The organism is Paenibacillus sp. yr247 (assembly GCF_900103825.1).
Lineage (GTDB): Bacteria > Bacillota > Bacilli > Paenibacillales > NBRC-103111 > Paenibacillus_E.
The window spans coordinates 53,834-77,954 of the sequence record NZ_FNIF01000019.1 but is presented as its reverse complement, the minus strand read 5'-3'; the positions used below and the strand labels follow the sequence as shown (position 1 = coordinate 77,954).

The window sequence follows — 24,121 nt, the reverse complement described above, 5'->3', positions numbered from 1 at the left end:
CCCAGTCTTTCATGGAAATGTTTTGTTAGCGTTCATTTGCCTAGTCCGCGTTCATCCTTTATGACATAAACTAGCACCAAGAAGACTAACAAAGGAGTAGGACAGATGAGTATATCTCCGAATAAGAAGGTGCGCATCAAAAACATACAGAAAGTGGCGATTATATTACAAGATCAAGATGCTACCGGAAGAGTCTACGTTGAGATTCAAGGGGAGCTGAAGTCGCGGGAGGTTATGGTCGAAGCGCTCAAACGCTTAGAAGATGGATTGATTTACGCGGACGAAGATTGTACAGAGCTTATCGAGAGTGAGTATATTGAAGTGTTCCGTAGAAAGAACTCTTCTCGCCGAGAAGAGGAGGATTTCATCTTCCTCATTGAGCGGGCGTGCGCAGAGGATTACGTTGTATCAGCCAAAATTATTAAATAAAGCATATGAAAAACCCCTTGTCGATAGATCAGAAGGCCAAAGCCTCGAGATCTATCAATAAGGGGTCTTTTTAAGGTGAAAATATTAGCCTTTATTTATTACAGGCGCAGTCTCTACCGATGTCAATCGGTCATAGAAGTCAACAAAATTATTTCTTTCCTGAGAGCTTAGTTGAGCCATAGCTGTACGTGGATGCTCATCCAGTGCACCTACGATCATGTAAGGAATGAGGTAGCCCCAATCCCATTTCTGACGCATGGTAATCATGTGTTTTTCAATGATTTCGAGCACCGGGCGAATGTCGTAGCGTGCTCCTTTTAAATAGCTAAGAAGCAGTTCCGTTGTGCAGTTCCCTGCTGCGCGGCCCATTCCATATACGGAAGAATCCAGGAAAGTCACGCCTTTGGAAGCACCGGCAATCGTGTTAGCGAAAGCGAGCTGCAGGTTGTTATGCATATGTAATCCGAGTTCTTTCTCAGGTAACAGGCGTTGAAACTTCGCTACGAGATAGTCAATATCCTTATGATCCATGCTGCCGTAGGAGTCAACGATGTAGACTACGTCAACCGGGCTTTTGTTAATTTCTTCGAAAGCTTCGACGAGCTCATTTTCCATCACGTGGGAAAGCGCCATAATGTTGAGTGACGTTTCGTAGCCCATGTCATTGAATTTTTGAACAAGCTCGAGGCCTTTATCAACATCTTTGATGTAACAAGCGACGCGAATAAGGTCAAGTAAGCTGTCTTCACGAGGCAAAATGTCCTTCTCATCTACACGGCCGATATCTACGAGTGCAGATAGCTTCGTACCGGTCTTTTGGGTAATAACATCACGAAGGAACGCTTCATTCAAAAATCTCCACGGACCGGAAGCTCCGCCTTTTAACAGCTTTTCTGAGTTTTTGTAACCAATTTCCATATATTCTACACCGGCTTCGCTTAAGCCGTGATACATGTCTTGGACAAACTCCACGCTAAAATCCCAATCGTTCACCAAACCGCCGTCACGAATTGTACAATCCAATATCTTGTGTTGATGATGCTTTACCATGCTCGTATTGCCCCTTTCGACTGCTCATATCGCTTGAGATTTTGCTATATTATCACTTATGAAGAGGTTGCTTGTCAATGCAACAGTCTACGCTTGGGGCAACTTTAGCAGGTAACATATGGTAATATGATAGATGAAAGTACTAGATTACTTGAAGGGGCCTAAGCGAATGAATCGTAACGAGTGGTCATTAGCAAGAGAGGTTGCTGTGAAAGCGGCAATGAAAGCAGGAGAACTAGCCAGAGTGCGTTTCGGCGGTAAGCTGACTATTGAGCACAAGGACGATCGCGGCGATTTGGTTACCGAAGTGGATGTTCAGGCGGATCGTTTAATCGTGGATGACATCATGGAGGTGTTTCCGAGCCATCGTATATATAGTGAAGAAGCGGGTGCAGGAGGGTCAGCCAGCGATTGGGTATGGCATGTCGATCCGCTGGATGGAACGAATAATTTCGCCTTGGGTATACCGCTTTATGGGGTTTCCATCTCTTTGAGCTATCAAGGGCAAATTGTACTGGGGGTAATCCATGATTCGGCTATGGGGCTTGATTATGTTGCTGTTAAGGACGAAGGCGCTTGGCAGGAGGACGTTAAGCTTGAGGCGAAGCCGAGAGGTGCATTAGCCAAATCCACCATATCATGGATCCAAGGTCATGCAGTTGGCAAGGATGATCAGAAAGCGTTAGGGCTGAGACATCATCTCGAGCATTCGGTTAAAAGAGTGCTGCGCATGTGGGCGCCGTCCTTGACCTGGGCGATGCTCGCCAGAGGCGACCTGCATGGTGTTGTGCTGTACAACTCCGAAGGCGAGGATTTGTATGCGGGCTTGCTGCTAGCGCATGAGGCAGGTGTTAAGGTAACGGATTTCGCAGGTAATCCGGTTGCGCTGCTTGGAGGCTCAGGAGCAAAGAGGGCGATTTACTTGGTGGCTGCTGTGCCGGAATATCATGAGGAGCTGCTCAAATTCGTGCAGGAGGCTATCAAAGTAGAATAGTGCAGGGATATTTTGCAGAAGATAATGGCAGACTTTTCATTTGGAGGAAGAAAGGATGCTATGAGAATGAAGAACTTTGTTCCTATCTTTTTTGAATTTGACAAGGAGAGGGATGCGCTCCTTGCGCTTGATACGCTGGAAGAGCTTGGATACAAGCCGGAATTATTGGGTGAAGAGCGGGCGACGCTGCACATCCATCTCGATGACCAGGAGATTACGTCTGCGCTCGAAATCGCGCAATCGCACGGCGGGCGCTTAGTCGAGCGGGAGTATGCACAGCCGGAGCCGGCGACGTTCGCCATGGCGTACGATTTGGAGGGATCCATCCGCATTCCGGCTCACACCGTGAATGAGGATTGGTCCGACAGCTACGCTCAAGCCCAAGCATCGCAGGATACCGACACGGTGCCGAGCGAGGAAGAGGCGGTCTTCGACCCATCCTCTGACGACTACGACCATTTCAGCGCCGGCATCCGGATATGAAATGGGGTTGGTTGGAGCGCGCGGTCGGTGCTGGGCCGTGAAGGTTGAGAGTTGGCGCTGAAAAGAAGCTTACTGCAGCTCTTTGGACTAATACCAGCCCAACGCACGATGTAGGATTTCTTTCGCGATTTCCCCATAAAAGCCCAATTAACGACATGGCGACTGGGAAAGTTGTACCGGTTCTGATCTTCGCGATTTTTGTTGCCGTAGCGATTGTACATGTTGGCTCCAAAAAACCGGAAAGTGTAGCAGAGTTAAAGCGTTTATTACATCAGCTACAGCTGTCATTCACCAAGTAGTTAAGTATGTTATTCGCCTGACACCTTATGGGGTGTACGCGCTAATCGCGGCTATGGCAGCTAAATATGGTTTGGATACACTTGCTCCTCTGGCTAAAATCATCTTAACTTCCTATGTCGCGTTGATCATTCACTTCGTGTTGATCTTTGGTGGTTAGGTTCTTTTCGTGGCCAAAGTAAACCCAATCAAATTCTTCAAAAAGGCTTATCCCACAATTGCTGTCGCATTCACAACACGAAGCAGCTATGCAACGCTGCCTGTGAATTTGGAAGTGATCACGAAGCGTCTTCGTGTATCACCTCGGATTGCCAGTTTTGTGGCACCACTTGGCGCAACGATGAATTTTAATGGCTGCGGCGGGGTTTGGCCGGCGGTTGTGGCGATTTTCGTAGTTCCAGGTCCTGCTGCGATTTCGACGACAGTTGTGCTTACGGCTTTAGGCTTGCCTTTGGAAGGTATGGGTCTTGTTCTAGGCGTTGAGGCTCTGATCGACATGGGCCGTACAGCAGTTAATGCTACAGGAACAACAGTTACGGCATTGCTCGTGGCAGAATCCGAGGGTGAACTCGATCGCGAAGCGTTTAATCGTGACGAGGAAGATGACCTCGAATTGGCTACAGCGTAAGTCTTTGGTAAAAAGGAAGAAGGACCTGCATCTTTGATCTTTGATGCGGGTCCTTCTTTTTTATGCCTGCTGAGCAGCGCTTTTGCCAGCCATATAGCCAGTAGAAAATGCCGCTGTGATGTTATAGCCACCTGTATAGCCATGAATATCGAGGACCTCGCCGCAGAAATAAAGCCCGTTCACAAGCTTCGATTGCATCGTGCTCGGATCGATTTCTTTAAGCTGAACACCGCCGCCTGTGACGAAAGCTTCCTCGATTGAGAGCGTTCCTTTGATGAGCACGGGGAAGGCTTTCATCAGCTTGCACAGCTCGAGCCATTTCTGCTTTGGAATGTTGTCGTACGTAAGCTGCTCGTCTAGGCCTGATTTTTCCAGCATAATCGGGATTAGACGATCGGACAAGAGAGTTTTGAGCACGTTTTTGATCGCTTTCTTGGCGTCAGCTTTAGCGAGAGCCATGCTTTGGTTGTACACGTCGTCCGTGCTTTGATCAGGGAAGAGATCTACAGTCAGGAGTACTTCCTTGCGCTCTGACTTAGCGAGCTCTTTCACGACGAATTGACTGCAGCGCAAGGCAATCGGACCAGACAAGCCGAAATGGGTAAATAACATATCGCCTCTATGGGAAATGATCGCTTTCCCTTTGCCATTCCAGACGGAGAGTGTTACGTCCCGCAAAGAAAGTCCTTGCAGCTCACGGCTGCGGATAAAAGCTTCTTTCGAGGTTAACGGAACCTCGGTCGGAAAGAGCTGTGTGATGGTGTGCCCACCAGCTTCGGCCCAAGCATAACCGTCTCCTGTCGAGCCGGTATGAGGTACAGAGCATCCGCCGGAGGCAATGATGACAGCTTTGCTGTTCACCGTTTCGCCGGACTGCAGTTGAACGCCTTGGACGCCGCCGCCCTGGTACAACACCTTTTTGACCGGACTATTCGTCCGAATCTCAACGCCTTGCCTGCGAACTTGTCCTATCAACGCGTCTACGACGGTTTTGGCCTTGTCGCTGATGGGAAACATCCGACCGTTGTCTTCTTCCTTCAGGCGGATGCCGAGATTTTCAAAGAAATCAATAATGTCCTTGTTGCTGAAATGGGTGAAAGCACTATATAGGAAGCGCCCGTTGCCAGGGATATGCTTGATAAGTTCATCCATGTCCTTGTTATTCGTTACATTGCATCTGCCGCCGCCTGAAATACCAAGCTTTCGACCCAATTTATCCCCTTTATCCAAGAGAAGTACTTTGGCTCCATGCTTGCTAGCAGCAATACTCGCCATTAATCCTGCAGATCCTCCACCTATTACGGTTACATCATAAATCATAAAATACCCCTAGTTCATTTTTGAAAATTGTATCACTAATTGAGTCTAAACCCAAATAGCTGTTAGCAAATGAATGAATAAAATAAAGACATACACAACCTGTTGATAACATGTTGATAAAACACAATAATTTGTGGGTAAATAGTAGAGGTGTTGTGGATAATGTTGGCGTGAATGTGGATAAAGTGTTGAATCTGCAAGGGCGGCAGGGACACAAGAGTCGGGTCCGCTCAGGGTTCGGCATATTCGTTTGGATTACGAACATTCAGCAACCTTTCAGCAACCGCTCAGACTGCTTTTAGGGAGGATATGGGATACTGATTGCAGAAAACGTGTACAATGAACTTCGGGGGGACGAAAAACATGCGCCAATTAAAAGGTATCAAAATTCTGCTCGTTGATGACGAGCCTCATATTCTAGAATTTCTGGAGCTAGGTTTGACGAATGAAGGGTTTGAGGTCATGACGGCTCAAGATGGGATTAGTGCGATCACAGCTTGCAATAAGTTCCAACCGCATATCGCCATTCTTGATGTGATGATGCCGGGTATGGACGGGTTCGAAGTATGTCGGATGATTAAGAAGACAGAAAATGTTGCTGTCATCATGTTGACGGCCAAGGATGAAATCGATGATCGGGTGAAGGGCCTTACCCTAGGGGCTGACGATTATGTGATCAAGCCGTTCAGCTTTGAAGAGCTGCTAGCCCGCATCTACGCTCGGATTCGTAACCATTTCCCGAACTTGTTCGGTGAAGTGATCATCGGACCGCTTCGCATAGATGATAGGCGTAAGGAAATTAGCTTGTATGACAAGGTTCTGGAGCTATCTCCTACGGAATATGAGCTGCTAAAATTTATGTCCATTAACCATGGACTTGTGCTGAGCAAATCGATGATTCTCGATAAAGTATGGGGTTATGATTTCGGTGGTGAAGAGAACATCGTCGAAGTGTACATACGATCTTTGCGCGATAAGCTAGGCGATAAAGAACATAAGCTGATCCGTACGATTCGCGGAGCAGGTTATCGGATGGATGTAACATGAAAAGGCGGGGCCGGTTTGCCGAGCATTTTGTTACCGGTTCGCTGAAATTCCAGTTACTATCGCGGTCTTTGTTGGTGATGTCTGCGTTACTGCTGCTAATTGGTGTATTTCAATATATTTTCATGCAGCAATTTCTCTATAAGAACAAGGCGGAAACCATTCACAACCAGCTTGCGACGTTACCTCCCAATATGTGGCAGCGAACTGGGGGATCTCCGGATCGAGGGCTGAATCCTATTGTCCCAAAACGAGAAACAAGTGGGGATAACCGTTCGGACAATACGGGAGGAGAGTTTCCACGAATTTTCGCTCCCGAATTATCCATTGCTTTGATCGATAGCGAGGGTAATTACAAGCTGTTGTCTTCAGAAAATGGACCGCCACCTTTTCAGCTTACGATGGAGGAATATCAGGAATTATTGAAATCGAAAGTGAAGCCCGACTACCGAATCGTGAAGGATAAAGATGGCAATAACCAGTTGATTGTCTTTCATCAAATTCGAGGGAGATCCCAAGGCGTTCAAGGACTTATTCAAGCGAGTACGAGCACAGGACCGATTGAAGATTTGCTGCTCCGTCAGTTGTTCACCTTTCTACTATTATCCATGACAGCACTGATTATAGGGCTGCTAGGATTTCTGCCTGTGTTGAGGCGGACGTTGGTGCCGCTTTCTAATATGGTGGATACGGTAAAACAAATCGATTCAGGTAATCTGGGCGAGAGGTTTCCTGCGCATCAGGGGCAGGTGGAGATTGACCGACTATCAACATCTTTCAATAGTATGTTGGAGAGACTGGAGTTTTCTTTTGAGGCGGAAAAAGAAGCAAAGGAACAAATGCGCCGCTTCGCTGCGGATGCCTCGCACGAGCTTCGTACACCGCTGACCTCGATTCATGGCTTTCTGGAAGTTCTTCTTCGCGGAGCGTATCAGCAACCGGAGCAATTGCTGAAAGCGCTGAAGAGTATGCACGGCGAATCCGTGCGTATTAATAAGCTAGTTGAAGACCTACTGCTGCTTGCCCGATTGGATCGTACACCTTCTTTTCAAAAGTCGGAAGGGCTGCTGGATGAGATGCTGCATGAGATGGAGCCTCAGCTTCGTCTACTGGCAGGAGACAGAACAGTTACGTTTAAGTTGGAGCCGCAAACCCGCTGTCTGTATGATCCCGATAAAATTAAGCAGGTTGTTCTCAATTTGTTTCACAACGCCGTTCAGCACACGCATCCGGTTACTGGTCAGCTAGGACTTTCGTTAACAAGAACGGATCAGGGTGTTGAAGTCGCGGTTCTAGATAATGGGCCTGGTATTGCACCTGAGCATCTCCCTCATTTGTTTGACAGGTTCTACAGAATCGATTCCTCTCGTGCGAGGCGAAGTGGCGGTGCCGGATTGGGATTATCCATCACTCGTTCCATTGTGGAGCTGCATGGAGGGACGATAGAGGTTCATAGTGCGGTGGGAGAAGGCAGCATTTTTAAGGTGCTGCTGCCATCGAGTAAATAAGATGAGTCTTATCTCGGCGTAAAGTCGGGGTAAGGCTTTTTTTCTGTTGATAAGAAAGTATGGAGTCCGACCCCCCAAAAATTGCGGAGAAGCTACGTCATACAAAACAGCTGGAGTTCGTTTTTGCATAATTAATGAGTGTTTAACGAGAGTGGGCTCGATGTGGGCATTTTAAGTGGGCAAAGTAGGACTGCAGCCGCTAACTTCCTGCACCGCACCAATATAAATGTGTGAAAACGGCCTACAGCAGCAATCTGCACAATAAGTGCGGTTTGCGAGTCGGATCGCCCGAAGGGTCGATTCCCTCTTTCAGCAAACCTTCAGAAACCTCTCAACGAACATTCAGTTTAAATTAAGATGAGATTCAGGTTAGGCGCCTATACTTGGTTTTGTAAGGAACAAACAAATAAAAAGAAAAAGGTGGAAACAAATTATGAAAAACATCGGTAGAAAAATTCTCACAGGTTCATTGGTAGCTTCTTTTGTACTCGGAGTTGGTTTCGTTGGAGCGTTACATAATCAAGCATTTGCTGATACGGTGACGGGCACCTCAACGAGCACTTCGACTCAACAAGCAGGATCGGGATTCAAAGGTCATGGAGATTTCGGAGATCGCGGTGGCTTCAAGGGTGCAAACTTGGTAAAAGAAACAGCGACAATCCTCGGCGTTGACGAAAGCGCAGTGCAAGATGCATTGAAAGCTGACAAAACATTGGCTGCATTTGCAGAGGAAAAAGGAATGACAAAAGCTGACTTTTTGCAAAAACTAGTCGATGCAGAGACGGCTGCTATTACAGCTGATGTAACAGCAGGCAAAATGACACAAGTGCAAGCAGATAAGGTCATTAAAGGTCTATATGATCAATTGACGAAGCGTATTGAAGGTAAAGGGTTCAAAGGCGGCTTCCTGGGTGGCGATCGCGCTGGCAAGGGCAGAGGTCACGGAAGCAATCTTGTAGAGCAAACAGCAACAATCCTTAGCGTGGATCAAAGTGTCGTGAAGGATGCTTTGAAGGCAGGCAAAACATTAGCAGCTCTTGCAGTGGAGAAAGGATTAACGGAAGCGGACTATGTAGCTAAGCTAGTTGCAGCAGAAACCACTTCCATCAACGCTGAAGTTACAGCAGGCAAACTTACGCAAACACAAGCAGACAAAATGGTGACTGGCTTATCCGACCGATTGACGAAACAAGTGGAAAGCACGCGTCCTGAGGGCGGCTCGGAAGGAAGAGAAGACCGTCATGGCGGCCCTGGTGGTCATTTCGGGAACCCTGAGGTGTTGACACAAATTCTGGGCATCACGCAAGACGAGCTTAAAACGGAATTAAAAGCGGGTAAATCGATTGTTGATATTGCAACAGCGAAAGGTATCAGTGAAGATGATCTTGTTAGCAAAATCAAAGACGGAATGACGGATTCCATTAAGAAGCAAGTTGAGCAAAAAGGCTTTGACCATAAACGCCCTGAAGGTAGGTCATCTGCGACTACAGCAGCGCCAGCCCCGGCTGCAGCGAACTAATAGCGGAAGTTAATAGCGGAAGGCTGCTCGCTGATGCGAGCAGCTTTTTTGCGTTGTGCAGGAAACCCTCAGCGTGGCTAAGCGAGAAGAAGAGCGTGAATGTGCTGCCTGGGCAGGACCAGAGTCTTGTCGGGCAGTCTTTTTGGGTAGGGCGGCTGCGGAGAAGGCGGATGCCTATTTGACGTCGTAACCTTTGGCGATAGAGGGCTCAATCCATCGCTTTTTGATGTGTTCGCGGCGCATGATCACCACGCGGTCCTTGTAGACGTCCACGACAAGACTTTGGCTGATGTCCTGCGTCTCGGGCACATTCTGGGCGTTCCATACCTGCCGGATGGAAGCGCTGGAAGCGGCAAGAAACTTCAGCTGCCTCACTTGTCTGGTCGTTTCTAAATTCCAGTGAGTATGGCCGCTGAAGAAGATTACGTTCGGGTGCGCATCGAGCAGCGCCCGCAGCTCCTGGTGCTGAACGACGCCCAGCTCCATATCCGTGCCATCCAGCGTCTGCGGCAGCGGCTGGTGGAGGAACACGAACACGGGCTTGCCGGCATCCGCCGAGCCCGAGGCCGCAAGCCGGTCGCGCAGCCAGGCAAGCTGCTCGGCCGAGAGGAACGCATCCTCGCCTATGGATGCGTTCACGTCCCTATACGCTTCCCCGCTAAGGAACAGGAAGCGATAGCCCTCCACGACAAGCTCGTGGTACGGCTTGTCATACCCCCACATGCGGTCGAATAACGCGACCGCTTGCTTGCTCGACCATGATGGATTCATCTTCGATGTATCCATCCCACCTTCCGGCGTGCGCCACACGCCGTAGTAATCGTGGTTGCCCATGGTCGCATGCACAGGGGCATGGGGCTGGCGGCTGAGCAGCCCCAGCAAGCTGCGATAGTCGCCCTCACTTCCATCCGTGAGGTCGCCGTTCAAGACGAGCAGCTTGCTGTCCGGGCGCAGCGCGTGATGATCGGCCAGCGCATTGCGCAGCCGCAGCTGAGCTTCGTGGTCTGATGAAGTGATGTGAGCATCGCTTAGCACAGAGAACGAAAACAGAGGAGCTGCCGGTGGCGGCTCAACCTCACTATCCTTTGCACTTGCTTCTGCACTGTACTTCGCGCTGTTAGCTGCATTGTCCTCTTCGCTGTACCCCGCATAAGTGGGAGCTAGGAGGAGCAGCAAGCTAACGAAAGCTAGACGCATTTTAAATGAAAACATATTGGTTTTACCTTTCCTTGAATGTGATGTTTTTAGTAGGTCCTGAAGGACAATAAGGCGTTTATCCTAGTGGTATTCCCAGTTGGGAGGAAATTTATCAGTAGCCGGAAAGCCCAAAATGCTCTTTTCCTCTATTTTCATTTACACTTTTGCAGCAGGTACGATCACCATCAAAGATACGTATGTCTGTTTTTAAGCAGCAACAAATGGATGGGGCGTTCGACTGCACCATTTCAAATTAGCATCGCACTTTCGGCTGCGGGGTGGTATCTTGGAGTGGCTTGTCCATCATTATATGAAGCTATTCTGGTGGATGGTACTTTTGGTTGTCGTCTACTTGACAGCAACGTATGGATTGCTGCGCAGGGCGGCTGTTTAGTCTTTCGATATTCTAAAGCCCGGGCGCCAAACCTTCCCGGGCTACTACAGTTCGCAAACAGGAAATAATAATTACACAACATTATTCTCAGTGGTATCAATGAGATCTGGATCGATGGTATTCGTGTTGCCGATTATATTCTGAAGACTTCCGAAGCTATCCCCGGGGGAGAACGAGTTGGCTCCCGCATAGAATTGGCATTGCTTGAAAGTGTAATAATGGCGGTATCTCCGATCTGGACATTCGAACCCGTATTCACACTATTGATTTTATACCTCCGTAAACCACTGAAGGCATTCGTCCGACACCCCTTCCCGATCATTAGCTATTTTATGTATCAGCAGCTAACTGACACTTTATTGATTTTTTGTATAAAAGACTGCCATATGGCAGTCTTTTTGCTATACGCTGCCGTTTGTCGTATTAACACTAGAGCTTCCCACAGGTCTGAGTTGCGCCCCGACTAAGGTCTAGGAACAAATACCGTCGCTAGTCCGTTTTGGAAAGCTTCATTATTACCTAGAATAAAGTCATGAACAAGTGAACAGCAAACAACGAAAGGCGGTGACGAAACGATGAAAAGAAATACGGGCTTAGCCGCTCTGTTAATCGCATTCGGTGCACTGATTCTGTTAAATAAGCTAGGCATTCACATGGGACCCTTTATGGGCTCGGTGATGGGCTACTTGATTCCGATTGGAATGGTTGGTCTAGGTTATGTAGGAATTCAGAACGGCAGCAAATTCGGTTGGATTATTGCAGGGATAGGCGGTATCATCCTGATTGGTAAATTAGCAGGTTGGATCATCATTCTGTTAGCGATCGGACTGATTGGTTACGGTGTTTCGATGTTGACAAGAAGAACCGTTTAGATAGGGAACGAATACAGAGAGTGAAAAAGGTGGTATGAGAGATGAGCCTATTTAGGCGTATGAGAGACATTACCGTGGCAACACTGAATGAACATTTGGAACGATCCGAAGATCCGGTTCGCTTAATTGACCAGTACTTAGCAGCGCAGCGTGAGCAGCTTCAGCAATCGGAGAGGTTATACCAGCAATGCGTAAGCCATGCAGCGTCGCTCCGGCAGCAATATCTAACGGCGCTGGAAACCAAAGAGAAGCGCGAGCACCAAGCGCTCCTGGCTTTGAAAGCTGGCGAAGAACATATGGCAAGGATCGTGCTTCAAGAGAAGCTGCAAGCCGAAGAGAAGAGCGAGCAATATCATGAATTGTATGAGCAAGCTAAGCAATCTATCCTTGATCTGGATGAGGAGCTGCAGCAGCTGAAAGCCGATTACAAAGAAGTGGCAGACAAACGCAGTTACTACTTAGCCCGAATGGAATCCGCCCGCTTGCAGCAAAGATTGCATGCTCGCAGCAGTGTGACACAGGATGCGGCACCACGGATGTTCGGCCGCTTGGAAGAGCGCGTATCCGATATGGAGCTGCATGCAAGAACGCTCCGAGATGTAAGACGTATGGGGCGAGAAAGCTATTATAGCGGAGGCAACCCGGCTGTAGATGCTGAAATGGAAGCTCTAAGACATAGACTGAAGCAGGAGGGAACAATCCATAATGAGCAAACTATACCGCTCACGAAGAGATAAGAAAGTTACCGGTTTATGCGGCGGACTCGCCGAGACCATGAATGTAGATGCAACGCTGTTACGTTTGTTAGTTGTAATCACCACATTTTTTACCGGAGGAACGGTTATTTTCATCTATTTCATAGCTGCGATTGTCATTCCAAAGGAACCTGGTTACGATCAACCTCCATTTGATCCTTATGCCGGCTCATATGGCCGCCAAGGCTATAATGGCGGAGGTTGGAACGCTCACAAGCCGTACCCTAACCATGTGCCTGAGCAACATACGGGCTATAATGCTTCGTATGATGCAGGCAAAACAAACAACATCGATGAGATGATGAAAGACATTGAAAAGAAAGCTCTGCAAAGAGAAGTGGAAGAACTAAGAGCCAAAGTCGCTCGTTTTGAAAAACCAATTGATATTAACAAAGGGGACGTGTAAACCATGGGAGTATTTACAAGAATGAAAGATATGACAAAAGCATCCATTCACGAGGTATTAGATAAAATCGAGGATCCGATCGTGATGTTGAATCAATATCTCCGCGATATGGAGCAAGAAATTGCGCAGGCCGAAGTTACCGTTGCTAGACAAATTGCGAGTGAGCGCAAGCTGAAACAACGTCTTGAAGAATCCGTACGCCTTGTGGCTGACCGTGAAGGCAAAGCTTCCACAGCGATCAAAAACGGCCAAGAAGCTATCGCTCGCCAAGCTGTTGAAGAAAAGTTGTACCACGAAGATAAAATTGTGGAATACACGGATTTACACACTGCTGCCAAAGCACATGCTGATGAATTAACTGGGCAGCTGCACGAAATGAAAGATGAATTCTATAAAATGCGCAACAAACGCAATGAACTTGTGTCCCGCGCTCAGCTGGCAAAAGCCAAAAAGCAGATGGCTCAAGTATCCTACAACGGCGTTATTGAAAGCGGCAGCGCATCCCGCGGCTTCCAACGTATGGAAGAGAAAATCATTCAACTGGAAGTTGAGGCGGAAATCGCTCGCAAACCTTACGTGCCAGCAGGTACAGTGGGCAGCTACACACCGGTTGATGTTGCGAAGCAAGCCAAAGTTGATGAGCAGTTGAATCTGCTTAAAGAGAAGTTAAACGGTAAAGAATCTGAGTAATGTATGAGTTATAACGAAAGCTCCTCCTTGTGAGGGGCTTTTTCGCGTTATTTAGACGCAGCAAGCGCCATTTCTACAAATTTCCCGGGAAATATTGGGTTTAATGTCGAAAGCAAAGGAAGCCATAATAAGAACGGAGCGATGGACAAGTGGGTTCGTAATCCAAGTAAGGTGGTTTTGATCAAGTAAGGGGGAACTTGGTATGGGTAAAATGATTCGAAAAACAGGCGTCCATGTAACTTTGGTATGGATCGGCTTTAGCTTAATGGGATGTGCGACTACAAAGGTAGATACCGAGCAATTGCTTAAACCGTTAACTATTGAAACAGTTCCACTTCCAGCAGCTAACACAACATCCTCAGCGACCAACTCCGAGGATATGATTGTGGAAACCCAACACTTCTACACCGGACCTCCACATATCCGTTCTTCGGGTAAAATTGCGTACCTCACTTTCGATGACGGCCCATCTGAGAGCACGAGGAAGATTCTTCGTATTTTAAAAAACTTCGGAGTTACCGCCACTTTTTTTGTTGTAGGCTCGGACACCAGTGAGGGAAGAACGCTTTATAAGGAAATCCTGGCAGAAGGCCACGCACTTGGGAATCATACATACTCGCATGATTATAATCGTATTTACAAATCACCTGAAGCTTTTATGAAGGATGTGCGAAAGCTGGATCAGCTTTTGGAGGAGACGATTGGTTATCGTCCCGATATTTTGCGATTTCCGGGCGGGTCGAATAATCATTTGAGCTGGAAACCTGGGGGCAGAGGCATTATGAGTAAAGTGGCAAGCGTAGTGAAAGAGGAGGGTTACCAGTATTTTGACTGGAACGTAAGCTCAACAGATGCCGCTGCTCCTGTGCAGGACAAGGCGATGATTATCGACTCCGTTCTAAGCGCAAGCCGCGGCAAGAAGAGTATTATCGTACTCATGCACGATAACACCTACAAGACGACAACCATAGAAGCGCTGCCCATCGTGATCAAAAAGCTGCAAGCAGCCGGCTTCCGCTTTGAGAAATTGAAAAAATCCTCTTTCACGTTTCAATTTTTGGAGCCATAACGGTTGCGAGACCCTCTCAGATTGATTACGATGAAGGTAATTGAAAAGAGAGAGGCTGGCGTAATCTATGCCTGACGTGTTACAGATTGGACCGCTCCAACTGCAAGGGAGATTACTGGCACTGCTGCTGGCTTGTGCTTTGGGTATATGGTTAATGCGGAGATCAACACAGCGATTGCCTTACGATACTCAAATCGAGAAAGCGAAGCTAATTGACGAACTTATTTTTAACGGGGTTATTATCGTTCTGTTAACCTGGAGGCTAGGGATCATTGTAACGCAGCCATCCTTAGTGTGGACAAATCCGCTGAAACTGCTTATGGTATCTGGCTCTGCCACGGAGATTGCGCTAGGTCTGCTGCTTGCTTGCGGTTACATGTATTATCAAATTCGTAAACATCGCATTTCACTGTTCATTGTTCTGGATGTTTTGGCGATTGGACTTAGCGCCTCTGCCTTCTTATTTTGTGCTCTGATTCCGGCATACGGATTGCCTACAAACTTATCTTGGGGCATCAGTGTCGAAGGAACGATATCTCGATTTCATCCTTATCACGCTTATGTTTCACTGCTTCTTGTTCCATTGCTTATCTGGCAGCAAATTACTGAGACTCGTAAGTTAACGATTGGACAAGGTATTTTGTTTAAAAATTCGCTGTTTTACGGCGGCGCTTCAGGGATGCTGGCCAGCTTTTTTGCTGCTTCGAAATCGACACCGCTTTATCTCAGTTTTCCACAGTTATTATTTCTTTTCATGCTTGTGTTTGGAATGCTCCTGGGGGCTTTGACACATAATACTAGCAGAAAGGAGCTGAGTATTATGAGTCAAAACGATTCCAAAATGCAAGTCCAGCAAGAACAGCAGAACAAAGAACGTGAAAAGGCCGCAGCACCAAAAGGAAAAGAGGGCTTTGTTGATAAGAAACTGGATGGCCCCAACAGACCTTCGACATGAGCCAGGACAAGAATAAAAAGACCAAATCAGCTAAGGACCAAAGCGATCTCGATCCATTCGAAATTAACTTTCTGCCGCAATTCGAGCAGGGGCGCGGCCCGCGAGATCCTTTTGTGAACGAACACGGCGTCGTTATAGGCGATCATGATTATGAATCCGACAATTCCCCGCTTGAGCAATGGACGGCAGAGACCGATCCTGAGGTCATGGCTGGAGATGAATGGGTTCATCCTTATAAGGATATTGGGTTCCAAAGCGCAGAGAATCGGGATTATTTTGAAAAAGGCATCGTACCGCAAAGCGGTATCTTCATGCATCCGGATAAAAATGTTTCCTACGACCCGTACAAAGAAAAGATCAATCAAAAAGAAGATGAGGCGGAAGCATAGCTTTCGCTTTATTTCTATTTGAACAAGCAGATACATTGTACTTTGCTTTCGATGCTAACGGATGTATAATAGAACTAATACCAATTACGTTTTATTATTAACTATTAAATCCTAAGGGGTGGCACATATGGCAATGTCTTTTGATTCTTACATGAAAGATATGGTTAAACCGATGAGAGAAGATTTGACTCGTCTGGGTATTACGGAGCTTCTTACACCAGAGCAAGTTGAAGAAGCCATTGAGAAGTCTAAGGATGGCACAATGATGCTTGTCGTTAATTCTGTTTGTGGTTGCGCTGCTGGTCAATGTCGTCCAGGTGTAGCAAAAGCACTTCAAAACGAAACACTCCCAACGTACACATACACGGTGTTTGCTGGACAAGAGAAGGATGCAACAGCGAAAGCGCGTGAATTCTTGGCGCCATACCCGCCTTCATCCCCATCCATTGCGTTGTTTAAGAATGGTGAGCTCGTTCACTTCATTCAACGTCACCAAATCGAAGATCGCTCCGCAGATATGATCGCTGGCGACTTGATCGGTGCTTTTAATGAATACTGTAAATAATTAATTGCACTAATCATTAGGATATAGGCCCTCATTGCAGCATTTGCAAAGTGGGCCTTTTCTTTTTTTTAGGCAAAGGGTGAGCGATTGACCTTTGAAATTTCAAGAACGAAAGTCTATACTTATGCTTAAAGAGTGAATGTTTTCAAACTATAGAAAAGGTGGAGAGATTCATGAGTTTGCAAGCAGAAATTATCGCAAAGCTCGGCGTTAAGCCGGAAATTGATATTGATGAAGAAATCCGCAAACGCGTGGACTTTCTCAAAAACTATGTGCTTGGCGCGAAAGCAAAAGGCCTGCTAATTGCCATTAGCGGCGGAATCGATAGCGCAGTGGCAACGGGTTTATGCAAGCAAGCGACGGACGAGCTGACAGCGGAGAAGGGCACCGAGTACAAAACCGTCGGTGTGTTCCAGCCATACGGTCAGCAAGTTGATATCGAGGACAGCTATGCGGTGGCAAAAGCCTTCGATTTGAAGTATCAAATCGAGAATAATATTGAAGAAGCCGTCGACGAGATCGCCATTGAAGTCGAATATGGCCTCAAGCATATCGGCGTTCACCAGCATGTAAGCCGCGGCGGCAAAGGCAATATCAAAGCGCGGACGCGAATGGTCATGCAGTATGCGCTTGCTTTTGAATTGGGCCTGATCGTTGTCGGCACAGACCATGCATCCGAAGCGATCACTGGCTTTTTCACCAAATATGGTGATGGAGCGGTCGACATCACGCCCCTGAGCACACTAAACAAGCGCCAAGTGCGTTCACTTGCCGCGAAGCTGGGCGTCCCGCAAAGCGTGCTGGATAAGGCCCCAACTGCCGGTCTCTGGGAAGGTCAAACAGACGAGAACGAGCTCGGCATTACATATGGCGACAACAGCGACTACCTGGAAGGCAAACAAATCGATGCCGCTGTTCAGGAGAAGCTGGAGAAGCAGTATCTGAAAACGGAACATAAACGCATCCCGATTCCGGGTATTTAAGTATGACGAATAGGCTGAGAGACTGTTCATAGATGAGGTCTTTCAGCTTTTTTATTAAAATAACCCCCAGCCAGAAGAGATCGGGGGTTATCATCGTAATTAAAAATAAACTATGGCATGCGTGCACCGCGGGAGCTCTCAAGCAGAGTGTACCACTCTTCGCGGGTCATGATTTCGGAAATTCGCACAGCATCTTGGCAAGCTAGAACACGCTCAGCCGAAGATGTGCCGATCACCGGTTGAATGCGAGCAGGGTGCTTCATTAACCAACCGAGAACGATGGATTCAGGTGTTGACTCTTTCTCGTTGGCCATTTTTTGTACGAGAGCAGCTGTCTTTTTAATCGTGTCAGGTGCATCTTCGATAACTCTTCCTGAGAACTTGCCTTGAGCAAGAGGACCCCAAGCTTGAATTTGGACGTCAGCCATTTGGCAATGTTCGAGTATGCCATCGGCGAAATTGATGCCCACGCCAGCCTTTTGGTTGACCAAAATACCTTGTTCGACCCAGTCTAAACTCGCTAAGCTCATTTCCAGTTGATTCACAACGAGCGGTACCGGAAGAGAATTTTGGATGAATCGCATTTGTGCGGATGTCATGTTGGATACACCGAAATGACGCACTTTTCCAGCTGATCTCAATTGGTTGAACGCTTCAGCGATTTCTTCCGGTTCCATGAGCGGATCTGGACGGTGGAGCAGTAGAACGTCCAAATGTTCCACGCCTAGGCGCCCGAGAATGCCATCAACGGAATTTATGATGTGGCCTTTGGAAAAATCAAAGCGCTGTGGATTTACATCGTCTTGAAAACGAATGCCGCATTTGGATTGAAGAATAATTTGGTCGCGCAAATCGGGTCTTTTTTTGAGGATTTCTCCAAAAACAGACTCTGATTTACCTCTTTTATAAATATCGGCATGATCGAACATCGTAATTCCAATGGATAATGCAGCTTCCACAGCTTTCTCAGCTATGAGGTAATCTTCCTTGGTAGCAGGTGCTGAGGTCCATTCCCCGCCAATTCCCATGCATCCAAAAACAACTCGGCTATTCGATATTCCACGTTTCTCAAGTGGCATTATTCTCATTTTATTGGCCTCCCAGCATTTAAATCTAAATCCAGTATAACCTGACATAAAGCTGGACAGAAGAACTGAAAATAGTGTAACTTACTTACCTTGAAGTAAGCTGTCCTAGGTGAAAGCGGCGTAAAGCAGGTGCAAACCCTTGACCGCAAGCTAGGAATCATGTAAATTGTACGCAAAACGCTGCAAGAAAAGTGGGGCTCACCATCTATGATTATTGGAATTGGAACGGATTTAGTTGAAATCGCGCGACTGCGCAAAATACTGGAGGGGTCTACAGGAGAAAGGTTTCTAGAGCGGATTCTGACACCTTCGGAAAGAGAGCTGGCGCATAGACGGCGAGGCCGACTTGCGGAGTTTGCATCTGGCCGCTTTGCGGCAAAGGAAGCCATTGTCAAAGCAATTGGCTGCGGCATAGGCAAGCAAATCGGCTTTCAAGACGTAGAGGTGCTGCCGGATGAACTGGGCAAACCGATATGCCGTGTGAGCGAGGATGCTCTTCAGCGGGCAGGCCTAAGAGGCAGCCACAACATCCATATTAGCATTACACATACGGAATCGATGGCTGCCGCCTATGCAATCGCTGAACAGCTCTAAAGCGGCTCTACTTTTTTGAGCTGAGCCAGTCACTAAGAAGCCCGATTTCCTCTTCGGATAGCGTGGTTTTATAGACAGGCATGCCGCCTCCGCCATTCTTGATTTGGTTCGTGATTTGTTCTTTGCTCATCTTGCTGCCAACCTTTTGCAAATTCGTCTTAGGGCCGACTTTGCCCGCCAGATCAACACCGTGGCAGCTGATGCACTTGTTCGTTGTAAACAGCTCCTGCGCCTTCACAAACGAAGGGTTGCTCTCGGCAGCCGCAGTTGCGGCCGGAGGCTTCGGGGTAGCACCGCCACCCGAAGCACCGCCGCACGCGGCCAGCGCGAGCACCATCGGCGTGATGACAAATGCGCCGATCACCTGCCGCCATGCTGCGCGCAGCGGCGGTCTTGAGGGAATGCCGGATTGCTCGTCCGGCTTCGTATGTATGTTCAGGCTTGCGGAATCGCAAGTCTCTTTGCTTTGTTCCATTGCGAGCTTCCTCCTATACTCGGGTTGTTCTAACTTTGCTAAACGTTGGGAAATGCAGATTTGAACCACATAAGTGAAGCCTGACGTCTGACCGATTGTGTTAAGGCGCTTATGAGGAGTGGATTCGAAGAATCATGCAAAAACTACAGCAAATAATTGCTTATTTCCTAATTTTTGTAGTAATGATGTATTCTGTACATCAAATTTCGGCCATTACGTCTAAATTAGCTGGAGATCGCGGAATTACCTGCACTTTTTGCAAGATCCCTCTCCAGATTGTTGATTTTGAGGAATTTAGCTGCACTTTTTACATGTTTCTCACTGGATGCGTTGAGCATCAATATTGTCTTCTCGCTGAAAGCATTACCTAGTGAATTTGCCTTTACGCTGAATGCGTAATTAGAGGAATACCTGCACATGTTCCAGTTAACGCAGGTGAGCATTGGTGGCGAATGATTGGTCTCTATGGATTGACTATTAACCAAATTAGCCGCCATAGTTTCTCCCGTACAGCTCTTATCGTCCCCAAACACGAAGCATATACCCGCATACAATAAGGCTAATGCCGCCCATTCCTTCGAGCACAACAGCGGAGTAACCCAAATACCACATGCCCATCATGGCAGATAGGGCGAACAGCCATAAGCCAAGATAAATCAGCGGTCTTCCCAGCAGGAGTCCGACCTGCACGAACCCGATAGCGAGAATGAATGCTCGCAGTACAGGCGTAAATAAAGGCCCGATTGCGCCAATGGCCTGGAGCAGAGCAACCGCTGCAATAAGCATCGCGCCTGGCAGCAGCAGAAGTGCGGGATGTCCCCAGCCGCTTCGATCAGGTAAGCCCTGTTTTTCATCCTCCGCATGGAAATCCTTCCGCAAGCTCCATACTTGAATCAAGCTCGCAACGACCGCTGTGATGAATGCGGCTTGCTTCAACCAATCCAAGTCGAGCCAGTAAATCGCGATATCCACAAGCGCGCTGAACACCCACTCCGCGCCCCATATGAATAGCAGCGGGATTAACGCGCGAGCTTCACTAATCCAGGCTTTTCTTTTATTTTCCAAATCCTGTTGCCTATTGCTTTGCATACATTCACCTCTAGTTTTATGTTCCACACTTCTCGTATAATGGAGACATGTCCATTCATTCATTATAACTGGAACATGCCCCATAGAGAAGGAGAGCTCATGTACAGCGAAGAACAGAAGTCCTATTTTTCAAGAAATCTACTGGATTGGTATCAGACACATAAACGGGATTTACCATGGCGAAGAAGCAAAAACCCTTATTATATATGGATTTCCGAAGTCATGCTGCAGCAAACTAAGGTAGATACAGTCATTCCGTACTTCCATCGATTCGTCGCTCAATTTCCAACGGTTGAAGCTTTGGCGACTGCGCCGGAGGAGAACGTGTTGAAAGCGTGGGAAGGACTCGGCTATTACTCGCGTGCAAGAAATCTACAAACCGCAGTCAGAGAAGTTCACGAGCGATATGGCGGCATCGTCCCTCAAAATAAGGAGGAAATTTCCTCGCTCAAAGGTGTCGGACCTTATACTTCAGGAGCGATCCTGAGCATTGCTTATAATAAGCCGGAACCGGCGGTGGATGGCAATGTTATGCGAGTGCTGTCGCGTTTTTTTCTCATTGAAGAAGATATTATGAAGCCAGCCACTCGGACGATCATGGAGAAGCTGGCGCGTGAACTGATCTTAGAAGGAACAGCAAGTGACTTCAATCAAGCGCTCATGGAGCTTGGGGCAATGGTGTGCACGCCTCGATCGCCGCACTGTCTGACGTGCCCTGTCATGGCACATTGCTCCGGACGGGAAGCCGGTATGGAAGAGGCCCTGCCCATCAAAAAGAAAGCCAAACCGCCGCGTCAGGAACTACGAGCAGTGGCTTTCATAGAAGGAACAGGTGAAAACGCAGGGAAATGGTTGATCAGACAACGCCCGCAAGAGGGCTTGCTCGCCCGTATGTGGGAGCTGCCGCATGTGGCATGGAAGTCTGAGGGATGGCATTCGGATGAGGATAATAGGAGTGCGCTCCGCCAAATCCTTGCTGATGAGGAACAAATTGTTATCCAACCTGATGAGTGGTTCATGGATACAGAGCATATTTTTAGTCATATCGTATGGAAAATGAAAGTATACCGCGCGAAGCTAGGTGAAGCGAGCCGCCCAAGCCATGGGGGGGAATGGATCCCATTTCATTATCGCTGGGTAGGTCCGGAAGAGCTTCATCAATACGCTTTTCCGAATGTGTTCATACGGATTATGAAGGAGTGGCAGGAGCAGGCGTCCGAATAAAACAAGTTTCAAATCAGCGGATTTCCCGCTTAATCTCATCCACTTTAATCAAGGTAATCATCTTCTTATCTATTTGAATAATTCCATCATCCAGCAGCTCTTGAAGCACCTTCGTCACAGATTCCCGCACAGTTCCAACCATATTCGCCATCTGCTGATGTGTTAGCTTCAGATTAATAAGCAAACCATCTGCGGTCGGCGTCCCATGCTGTTCAGACAGACGGAGGATCGTCTTCATAATGCGTGATCGGACACCTAAAAACGTTAGATCATAGATCTGTTCATTGGCTTTGCGTAATCGTTCCATTGTAGTTTCCAAAAGCTTTAAGCATAGCTTAGGGCTCTTTTCCATGAATTGGGAGAAGTCTGATCGGCTCAAAGCGTAGAGTGTGCTAGCTTCAAGTGCTTCAGCTGTTGCTGATCTTGTAAGCCCGGCGCTAATCAATGCCATCTCGCCAAAGAAATCCCCTTCACTAAATAAAGCAAGCGTAACTTCCTTGGCTTCATCCAAGCGATAAATCTTAACGACACCGGATTCAATTAGGAATAATTCCTCGCCCTGATCCCCCTCATCAAAAAGAATTTCGCCTTTCTTTACCTTGTTTAGCGAGAATAAGGGGGCTAGCCCCAGTAGATCTTTTTCTGAGAGTTCTTGAAACAGGGGGACATTTTGGAGTAATGGAACGATTGTTTTCAACAGTCTCTCATCTCATTTCGGGATTAAAATTAGTTAACTATATCGTACTACTTTCCCGAAAAAGCGTAAACAATTTCCAACATATTGTCTTAATCCCTAACCTGAACCTCAAATAAGCAAAAAAAAGCGACCCCGGAGGGCCGCTTTCACTAAATCTTACTTCGTTGCATCGTAACGTTTGCCAACTTCAGACCAGTTCACAACGTTCCAGAACGCTGCAATGTAGTCAGGGCGTTTGTTTTGGTAGTTCAGATAGTAAGCGTGCTCCCAAACATCTAGACCAAGAATCGGCGTTTCGCCTTCCATGATCGGGCTGTCTTGGTTAGGCAAGCTGTATACTTTCAGTTTGCCGGCTTTGTCGACAGCTAGGAATGCCCAGCCGGAACCAAAGCGTGTTGTAGCTGCTGCAGCGAAGTCTGCTTTGAACTTATCAAAGCCGCCAAGCTCGCTCTCGATAGCTGCTGCTAGTGCGCCTGTAGGTGCACCGCCAGCTTCTGGTCCGATTGTTTCCCAGAACAGGGAGTGGTTCGCGTGTCCGCCACCGTTGTTGCGAACGGCAGTACGGATATCTTCAGGAAGGCTGTTCAGATCAGCGATCAGGTCGTTTAAGGATTTCTCGTGCAGAGCAGGATGTTTGTCCAGAGCGGCATTCAAGTTAGTTACATAGGCATTATGGTGACGATCGTGGTGAATTTCCATCGTTTTTGCATCGATGTGTGGCTCGAGTGCGTTGTTCGCGTACGGAAGAGCTGGTAGTTGATGTGCCATTGTATAAATACCTCCTAAAATTATGTAGTTTCAACTTCATTATGAAGGAATTTCGATAATAAAGCAACATGTGTGTTTACTAAGTCAGACGCCGCGACGCTCAATTTCCTGGATGATTTGACTGTGGATATGGGTTCCTTGCTCATTGAGCCAAGGGGATAAGTCACTCATTGCCCTATGATTAAAGCGGAGTTCGATCTCCGTCCATTCACTAGGTTTCATAGAACTCAATTCTTGAAAATCACGAATATTCCGTGGGTAGTGTGACGTGGATTCATCTTTGTTTGACATTGTCTCACCTCGCATTCTTATATAAAATCCGAAATTACTCCACTTTTTATACATATGGCTGACATACTTCCTTACCGATTGGCAAATATTAATCAGGAAGCCAAATGAAAGGAGCAGTGAACATGGGAGATGAATTTACCAAACCCAACGGGTCACAACATGCCGCGCCACCTTCGAACGATCCGAAAAAGCAAGGGAGATCTGCGGCAAAGAAAAAGTCCAAATGAAATGAAATCGTTCATAAGGGTCATATTGCCGCCGCAATATGACCCTTTTTTGTGAGATTGAACGATTGGGCAATCGACTCCAATAAAACGATCCGGCTTGTCAATTTGGTACGGGAGACGA

General features: G+C 47.4%; 28 protein-coding genes and 2 pseudogenes. 19 read left to right on the top strand and 11 right to left on the bottom strand.

Going from position 1 to position 24,121, the window contains the following annotated elements:
- Positions 1–105 precede the first annotated feature (105 nt).
- Positions 106–429, top strand: a complete 324-nt coding sequence (locus BLT91_RS22880) for a hypothetical protein (RefSeq protein WP_090825264.1) — start codon at positions 106–108, stop codon at positions 427–429.
- Between the two features lie 84 nt (positions 430–513).
- Here the strand turns inward: BLT91_RS22880 and BLT91_RS22875 are convergent, their stop codons facing one another.
- Positions 514–1,479, bottom strand: coding sequence for an aldolase catalytic domain-containing protein (locus tag BLT91_RS22875; protein WP_090825262.1), 966 nt, complete (start codon positions 1,477–1,479; stop codon positions 514–516).
- Positions 1,480–1,648: 169 nt separating this feature from the next.
- Here BLT91_RS22875 and BLT91_RS22870 point away from each other — a divergent pair, with 169 nt between their 5' ends.
- The 3 genes and pseudogenes from BLT91_RS22870 to BLT91_RS22860 all read left to right on the top strand — a co-directional run.
- Positions 1,649–2,473, top strand: a complete 825-nt coding sequence (locus tag BLT91_RS22870; RefSeq protein ID WP_090825260.1) for an inositol monophosphatase family protein — start codon at positions 1,649–1,651, stop codon at positions 2,471–2,473.
- A 66-nt stretch (positions 2,474–2,539) separates the two neighbouring features.
- On the top strand, positions 2,540–2,956 hold the full coding sequence (locus tag BLT91_RS22865; RefSeq protein ID WP_090825258.1) for a hypothetical protein: 417 nt from the start codon (positions 2,540–2,542) through the stop codon (positions 2,954–2,956).
- A 140-nt stretch (positions 2,957–3,096) separates the two neighbouring features.
- Positions 3,097–3,881 (top strand): annotated as a pseudogene (locus BLT91_RS22860) (dicarboxylate/amino acid:cation symporter); the annotation flags it as partial.
- Positions 3,882–3,941: 60 nt separating this feature from the next.
- Here the strand turns inward: BLT91_RS22860 and BLT91_RS22855 are convergent.
- Entirely contained in the window at positions 3,942–5,201 is a 1,260-nt protein-coding gene (locus BLT91_RS22855) for a BaiN/RdsA family NAD(P)/FAD-dependent oxidoreductase (protein WP_090825256.1), read from the bottom strand.
- A 363-nt stretch (positions 5,202–5,564) separates the two neighbouring features.
- Between BLT91_RS22855 and BLT91_RS22850 the strand changes: the two genes are divergently transcribed.
- From BLT91_RS22850 to BLT91_RS33630, 4 genes are all read left to right on the top strand, one after another.
- On the top strand, positions 5,565–6,248 hold the full coding sequence (locus BLT91_RS22850; RefSeq protein WP_090825319.1) for a response regulator transcription factor: 684 nt from the start codon (positions 5,565–5,567) through the stop codon (positions 6,246–6,248).
- Complete coding sequence (locus BLT91_RS22845) at positions 6,245–7,753, top strand: sensor histidine kinase (RefSeq protein ID WP_090825254.1); 1,509 nt, start codon at positions 6,245–6,247, stop codon at positions 7,751–7,753. Before BLT91_RS22850 ends, BLT91_RS22845 begins: the two co-directional genes overlap by 4 nt.
- Positions 7,754–8,186: 433 nt before the next feature.
- Entirely contained in the window at positions 8,187–9,272 is a 1,086-nt protein-coding gene (locus BLT91_RS22840; protein WP_090825252.1) for a hypothetical protein, read from the top strand.
- A 55-nt stretch (positions 9,273–9,327) separates the two neighbouring features.
- Positions 9,328–9,462 (top strand): hypothetical protein, encoded by a 135-nt coding sequence (locus BLT91_RS33630; RefSeq protein WP_302847536.1) that lies wholly within the window; start codon positions 9,328–9,330, stop codon positions 9,460–9,462.
- On the opposite strand, the gene BLT91_RS22835 is transcribed toward BLT91_RS33630, so the two are convergent.
- Together BLT91_RS22835 and BLT91_RS33070 are read right to left on the bottom strand one after the other, a co-directional pair.
- A complete protein-coding gene (locus BLT91_RS22835) occupies positions 9,447–10,484 on the bottom strand; it encodes a metallophosphoesterase family protein (RefSeq protein ID WP_090825250.1) in 1,038 nt (345 codons plus the stop codon). The genes BLT91_RS33630 and BLT91_RS22835 overlap by 16 nt on opposite strands.
- Before the next feature lie 450 nt (positions 10,485–10,934).
- Positions 10,935–11,006: pseudogene (locus tag BLT91_RS33070) on the bottom strand (hypothetical protein); the annotation flags it as partial.
- A 432-nt stretch (positions 11,007–11,438) separates the two neighbouring features.
- Here BLT91_RS33070 and BLT91_RS22825 point away from each other — a divergent pair.
- The 9 genes from BLT91_RS22825 (at position 11,439) to nadE (ending at position 17,547) form a co-directional block, all read left to right on the top strand.
- Complete coding sequence (locus BLT91_RS22825; protein WP_090825248.1) at positions 11,439–11,735, top strand: LiaF transmembrane domain-containing protein; 297 nt, start codon at positions 11,439–11,441, stop codon at positions 11,733–11,735.
- Positions 11,736–11,776: 41 nt separating this feature from the next.
- Complete coding sequence (locus BLT91_RS22820; RefSeq protein ID WP_090825246.1) at positions 11,777–12,472, top strand: PspA/IM30 family protein; 696 nt, start codon at positions 11,777–11,779, stop codon at positions 12,470–12,472.
- Positions 12,441–12,896 carry a PspC domain-containing protein gene (locus BLT91_RS22815; protein ID WP_090825244.1) on the top strand — a complete coding sequence of 152 codons (456 nt, stop codon included), beginning with the start codon at positions 12,441–12,443 and terminating at the stop codon, positions 12,894–12,896. The genes BLT91_RS22820 and BLT91_RS22815 overlap by 32 nt, the downstream gene beginning before the upstream one ends.
- A 3-nt stretch (positions 12,897–12,899) precedes the next feature.
- Positions 12,900–13,586: a PspA/IM30 family protein gene (locus tag BLT91_RS22810; protein ID WP_090825242.1), complete on the top strand. Its 687-nt coding sequence runs from the start codon at positions 12,900–12,902 to the stop codon at positions 13,584–13,586.
- 202 nt (positions 13,587–13,788) lie between these two features.
- Positions 13,789–14,655, top strand: coding sequence for a polysaccharide deacetylase family protein (locus BLT91_RS22805; RefSeq protein ID WP_090825241.1), 867 nt, complete (start codon positions 13,789–13,791; stop codon positions 14,653–14,655).
- 67 nt (positions 14,656–14,722) lie between these two features.
- Positions 14,723–15,610: a prolipoprotein diacylglyceryl transferase family protein gene (locus BLT91_RS22800; protein WP_090825239.1), complete on the top strand. Its 888-nt coding sequence runs from the start codon at positions 14,723–14,725 to the stop codon at positions 15,608–15,610.
- Complete coding sequence (locus tag BLT91_RS22795; RefSeq protein WP_090825237.1) at positions 15,607–15,999, top strand: DUF3905 domain-containing protein; 393 nt, start codon at positions 15,607–15,609, stop codon at positions 15,997–15,999. The genes BLT91_RS22800 and BLT91_RS22795 overlap by 4 nt, the downstream gene beginning before the upstream one ends.
- A gap of 127 nt (positions 16,000–16,126) precedes the next feature.
- Positions 16,127–16,564 (top strand): BrxA/BrxB family bacilliredoxin, encoded by a 438-nt coding sequence (locus BLT91_RS22790; protein WP_090825235.1) that lies wholly within the window; start codon positions 16,127–16,129, stop codon positions 16,562–16,564.
- 173 nt (positions 16,565–16,737) lie between these two features.
- Positions 16,738–17,547 carry an ammonia-dependent NAD(+) synthetase gene (gene nadE, locus BLT91_RS22785; RefSeq protein WP_090825233.1) on the top strand — a complete coding sequence of 270 codons (810 nt, stop codon included), beginning with the start codon at positions 16,738–16,740 and terminating at the stop codon, positions 17,545–17,547.
- A gap of 110 nt (positions 17,548–17,657) precedes the next feature.
- On the opposite strand, the gene BLT91_RS22780 is transcribed toward nadE, so the two are convergent.
- Positions 17,658–18,635, bottom strand: a complete 978-nt coding sequence (locus BLT91_RS22780; protein WP_090825231.1) for an aldo/keto reductase — start codon at positions 18,633–18,635, stop codon at positions 17,658–17,660.
- Between the two features lie 207 nt (positions 18,636–18,842).
- Between BLT91_RS22780 and acpS the strand changes: the two genes are divergently transcribed.
- Positions 18,843–19,229, top strand: a complete 387-nt coding sequence (gene acpS, locus BLT91_RS22775; RefSeq protein ID WP_090825229.1) for a holo-ACP synthase — start codon at positions 18,843–18,845, stop codon at positions 19,227–19,229.
- Positions 19,230–19,236: 7 nt separating this feature from the next.
- On the opposite strand, the gene BLT91_RS33065 is transcribed toward acpS, so the two are convergent.
- The 3 genes from BLT91_RS33065 to BLT91_RS22760 all read right to left on the bottom strand — a co-directional run bounded on the left by BLT91_RS33065 (position 19,237) and on the right by BLT91_RS22760 (position 20,769).
- The gene (locus BLT91_RS33065) at positions 19,237–19,773 is read right to left on the bottom strand and encodes a c-type cytochrome (RefSeq protein WP_254777082.1); all 537 of its coding nucleotides are present in this window, start codon (positions 19,771–19,773) and stop codon (positions 19,237–19,239) included.
- A gap of 155 nt (positions 19,774–19,928) precedes the next feature.
- Positions 19,929–20,201, bottom strand: a complete 273-nt coding sequence (locus BLT91_RS22765) for a hypothetical protein (protein WP_090825228.1) — start codon at positions 20,199–20,201, stop codon at positions 19,929–19,931.
- A gap of 19 nt (positions 20,202–20,220) precedes the next feature.
- On the bottom strand, positions 20,221–20,769 hold the full coding sequence (locus BLT91_RS22760) for a hypothetical protein (RefSeq protein WP_175532472.1): 549 nt from the start codon (positions 20,767–20,769) through the stop codon (positions 20,221–20,223).
- 123 nt (positions 20,770–20,892) lie between these two features.
- Between BLT91_RS22760 and mutY the strand changes: the two genes are divergently transcribed.
- A complete protein-coding gene (mutY, locus tag BLT91_RS22755) occupies positions 20,893–22,017 on the top strand; it encodes an A/G-specific adenine glycosylase (RefSeq protein ID WP_090825223.1) in 1,125 nt (374 codons plus the stop codon).
- A 13-nt stretch (positions 22,018–22,030) separates the two neighbouring features.
- Here the strand turns inward: mutY and BLT91_RS22750 are convergent, their stop codons facing one another.
- The 3 genes from BLT91_RS22750 to BLT91_RS22740 all read right to left on the bottom strand — a co-directional run bounded on the left by BLT91_RS22750 (position 22,031) and on the right by BLT91_RS22740 (position 23,773).
- A complete protein-coding gene (locus BLT91_RS22750; protein WP_090825221.1) occupies positions 22,031–22,714 on the bottom strand; it encodes a Crp/Fnr family transcriptional regulator in 684 nt (227 codons plus the stop codon).
- Between the two features lie 156 nt (positions 22,715–22,870).
- Positions 22,871–23,482 (bottom strand): superoxide dismutase, encoded by a 612-nt coding sequence (locus BLT91_RS22745; RefSeq protein ID WP_090825219.1) that lies wholly within the window; start codon positions 23,480–23,482, stop codon positions 22,871–22,873.
- An 84-nt stretch (positions 23,483–23,566) separates the two neighbouring features.
- Positions 23,567–23,773 (bottom strand): hypothetical protein, encoded by a 207-nt coding sequence (locus tag BLT91_RS22740; RefSeq protein WP_090825315.1) that lies wholly within the window; start codon positions 23,771–23,773, stop codon positions 23,567–23,569.
- Positions 23,774–24,121: the final 348 nt, after the last annotated feature.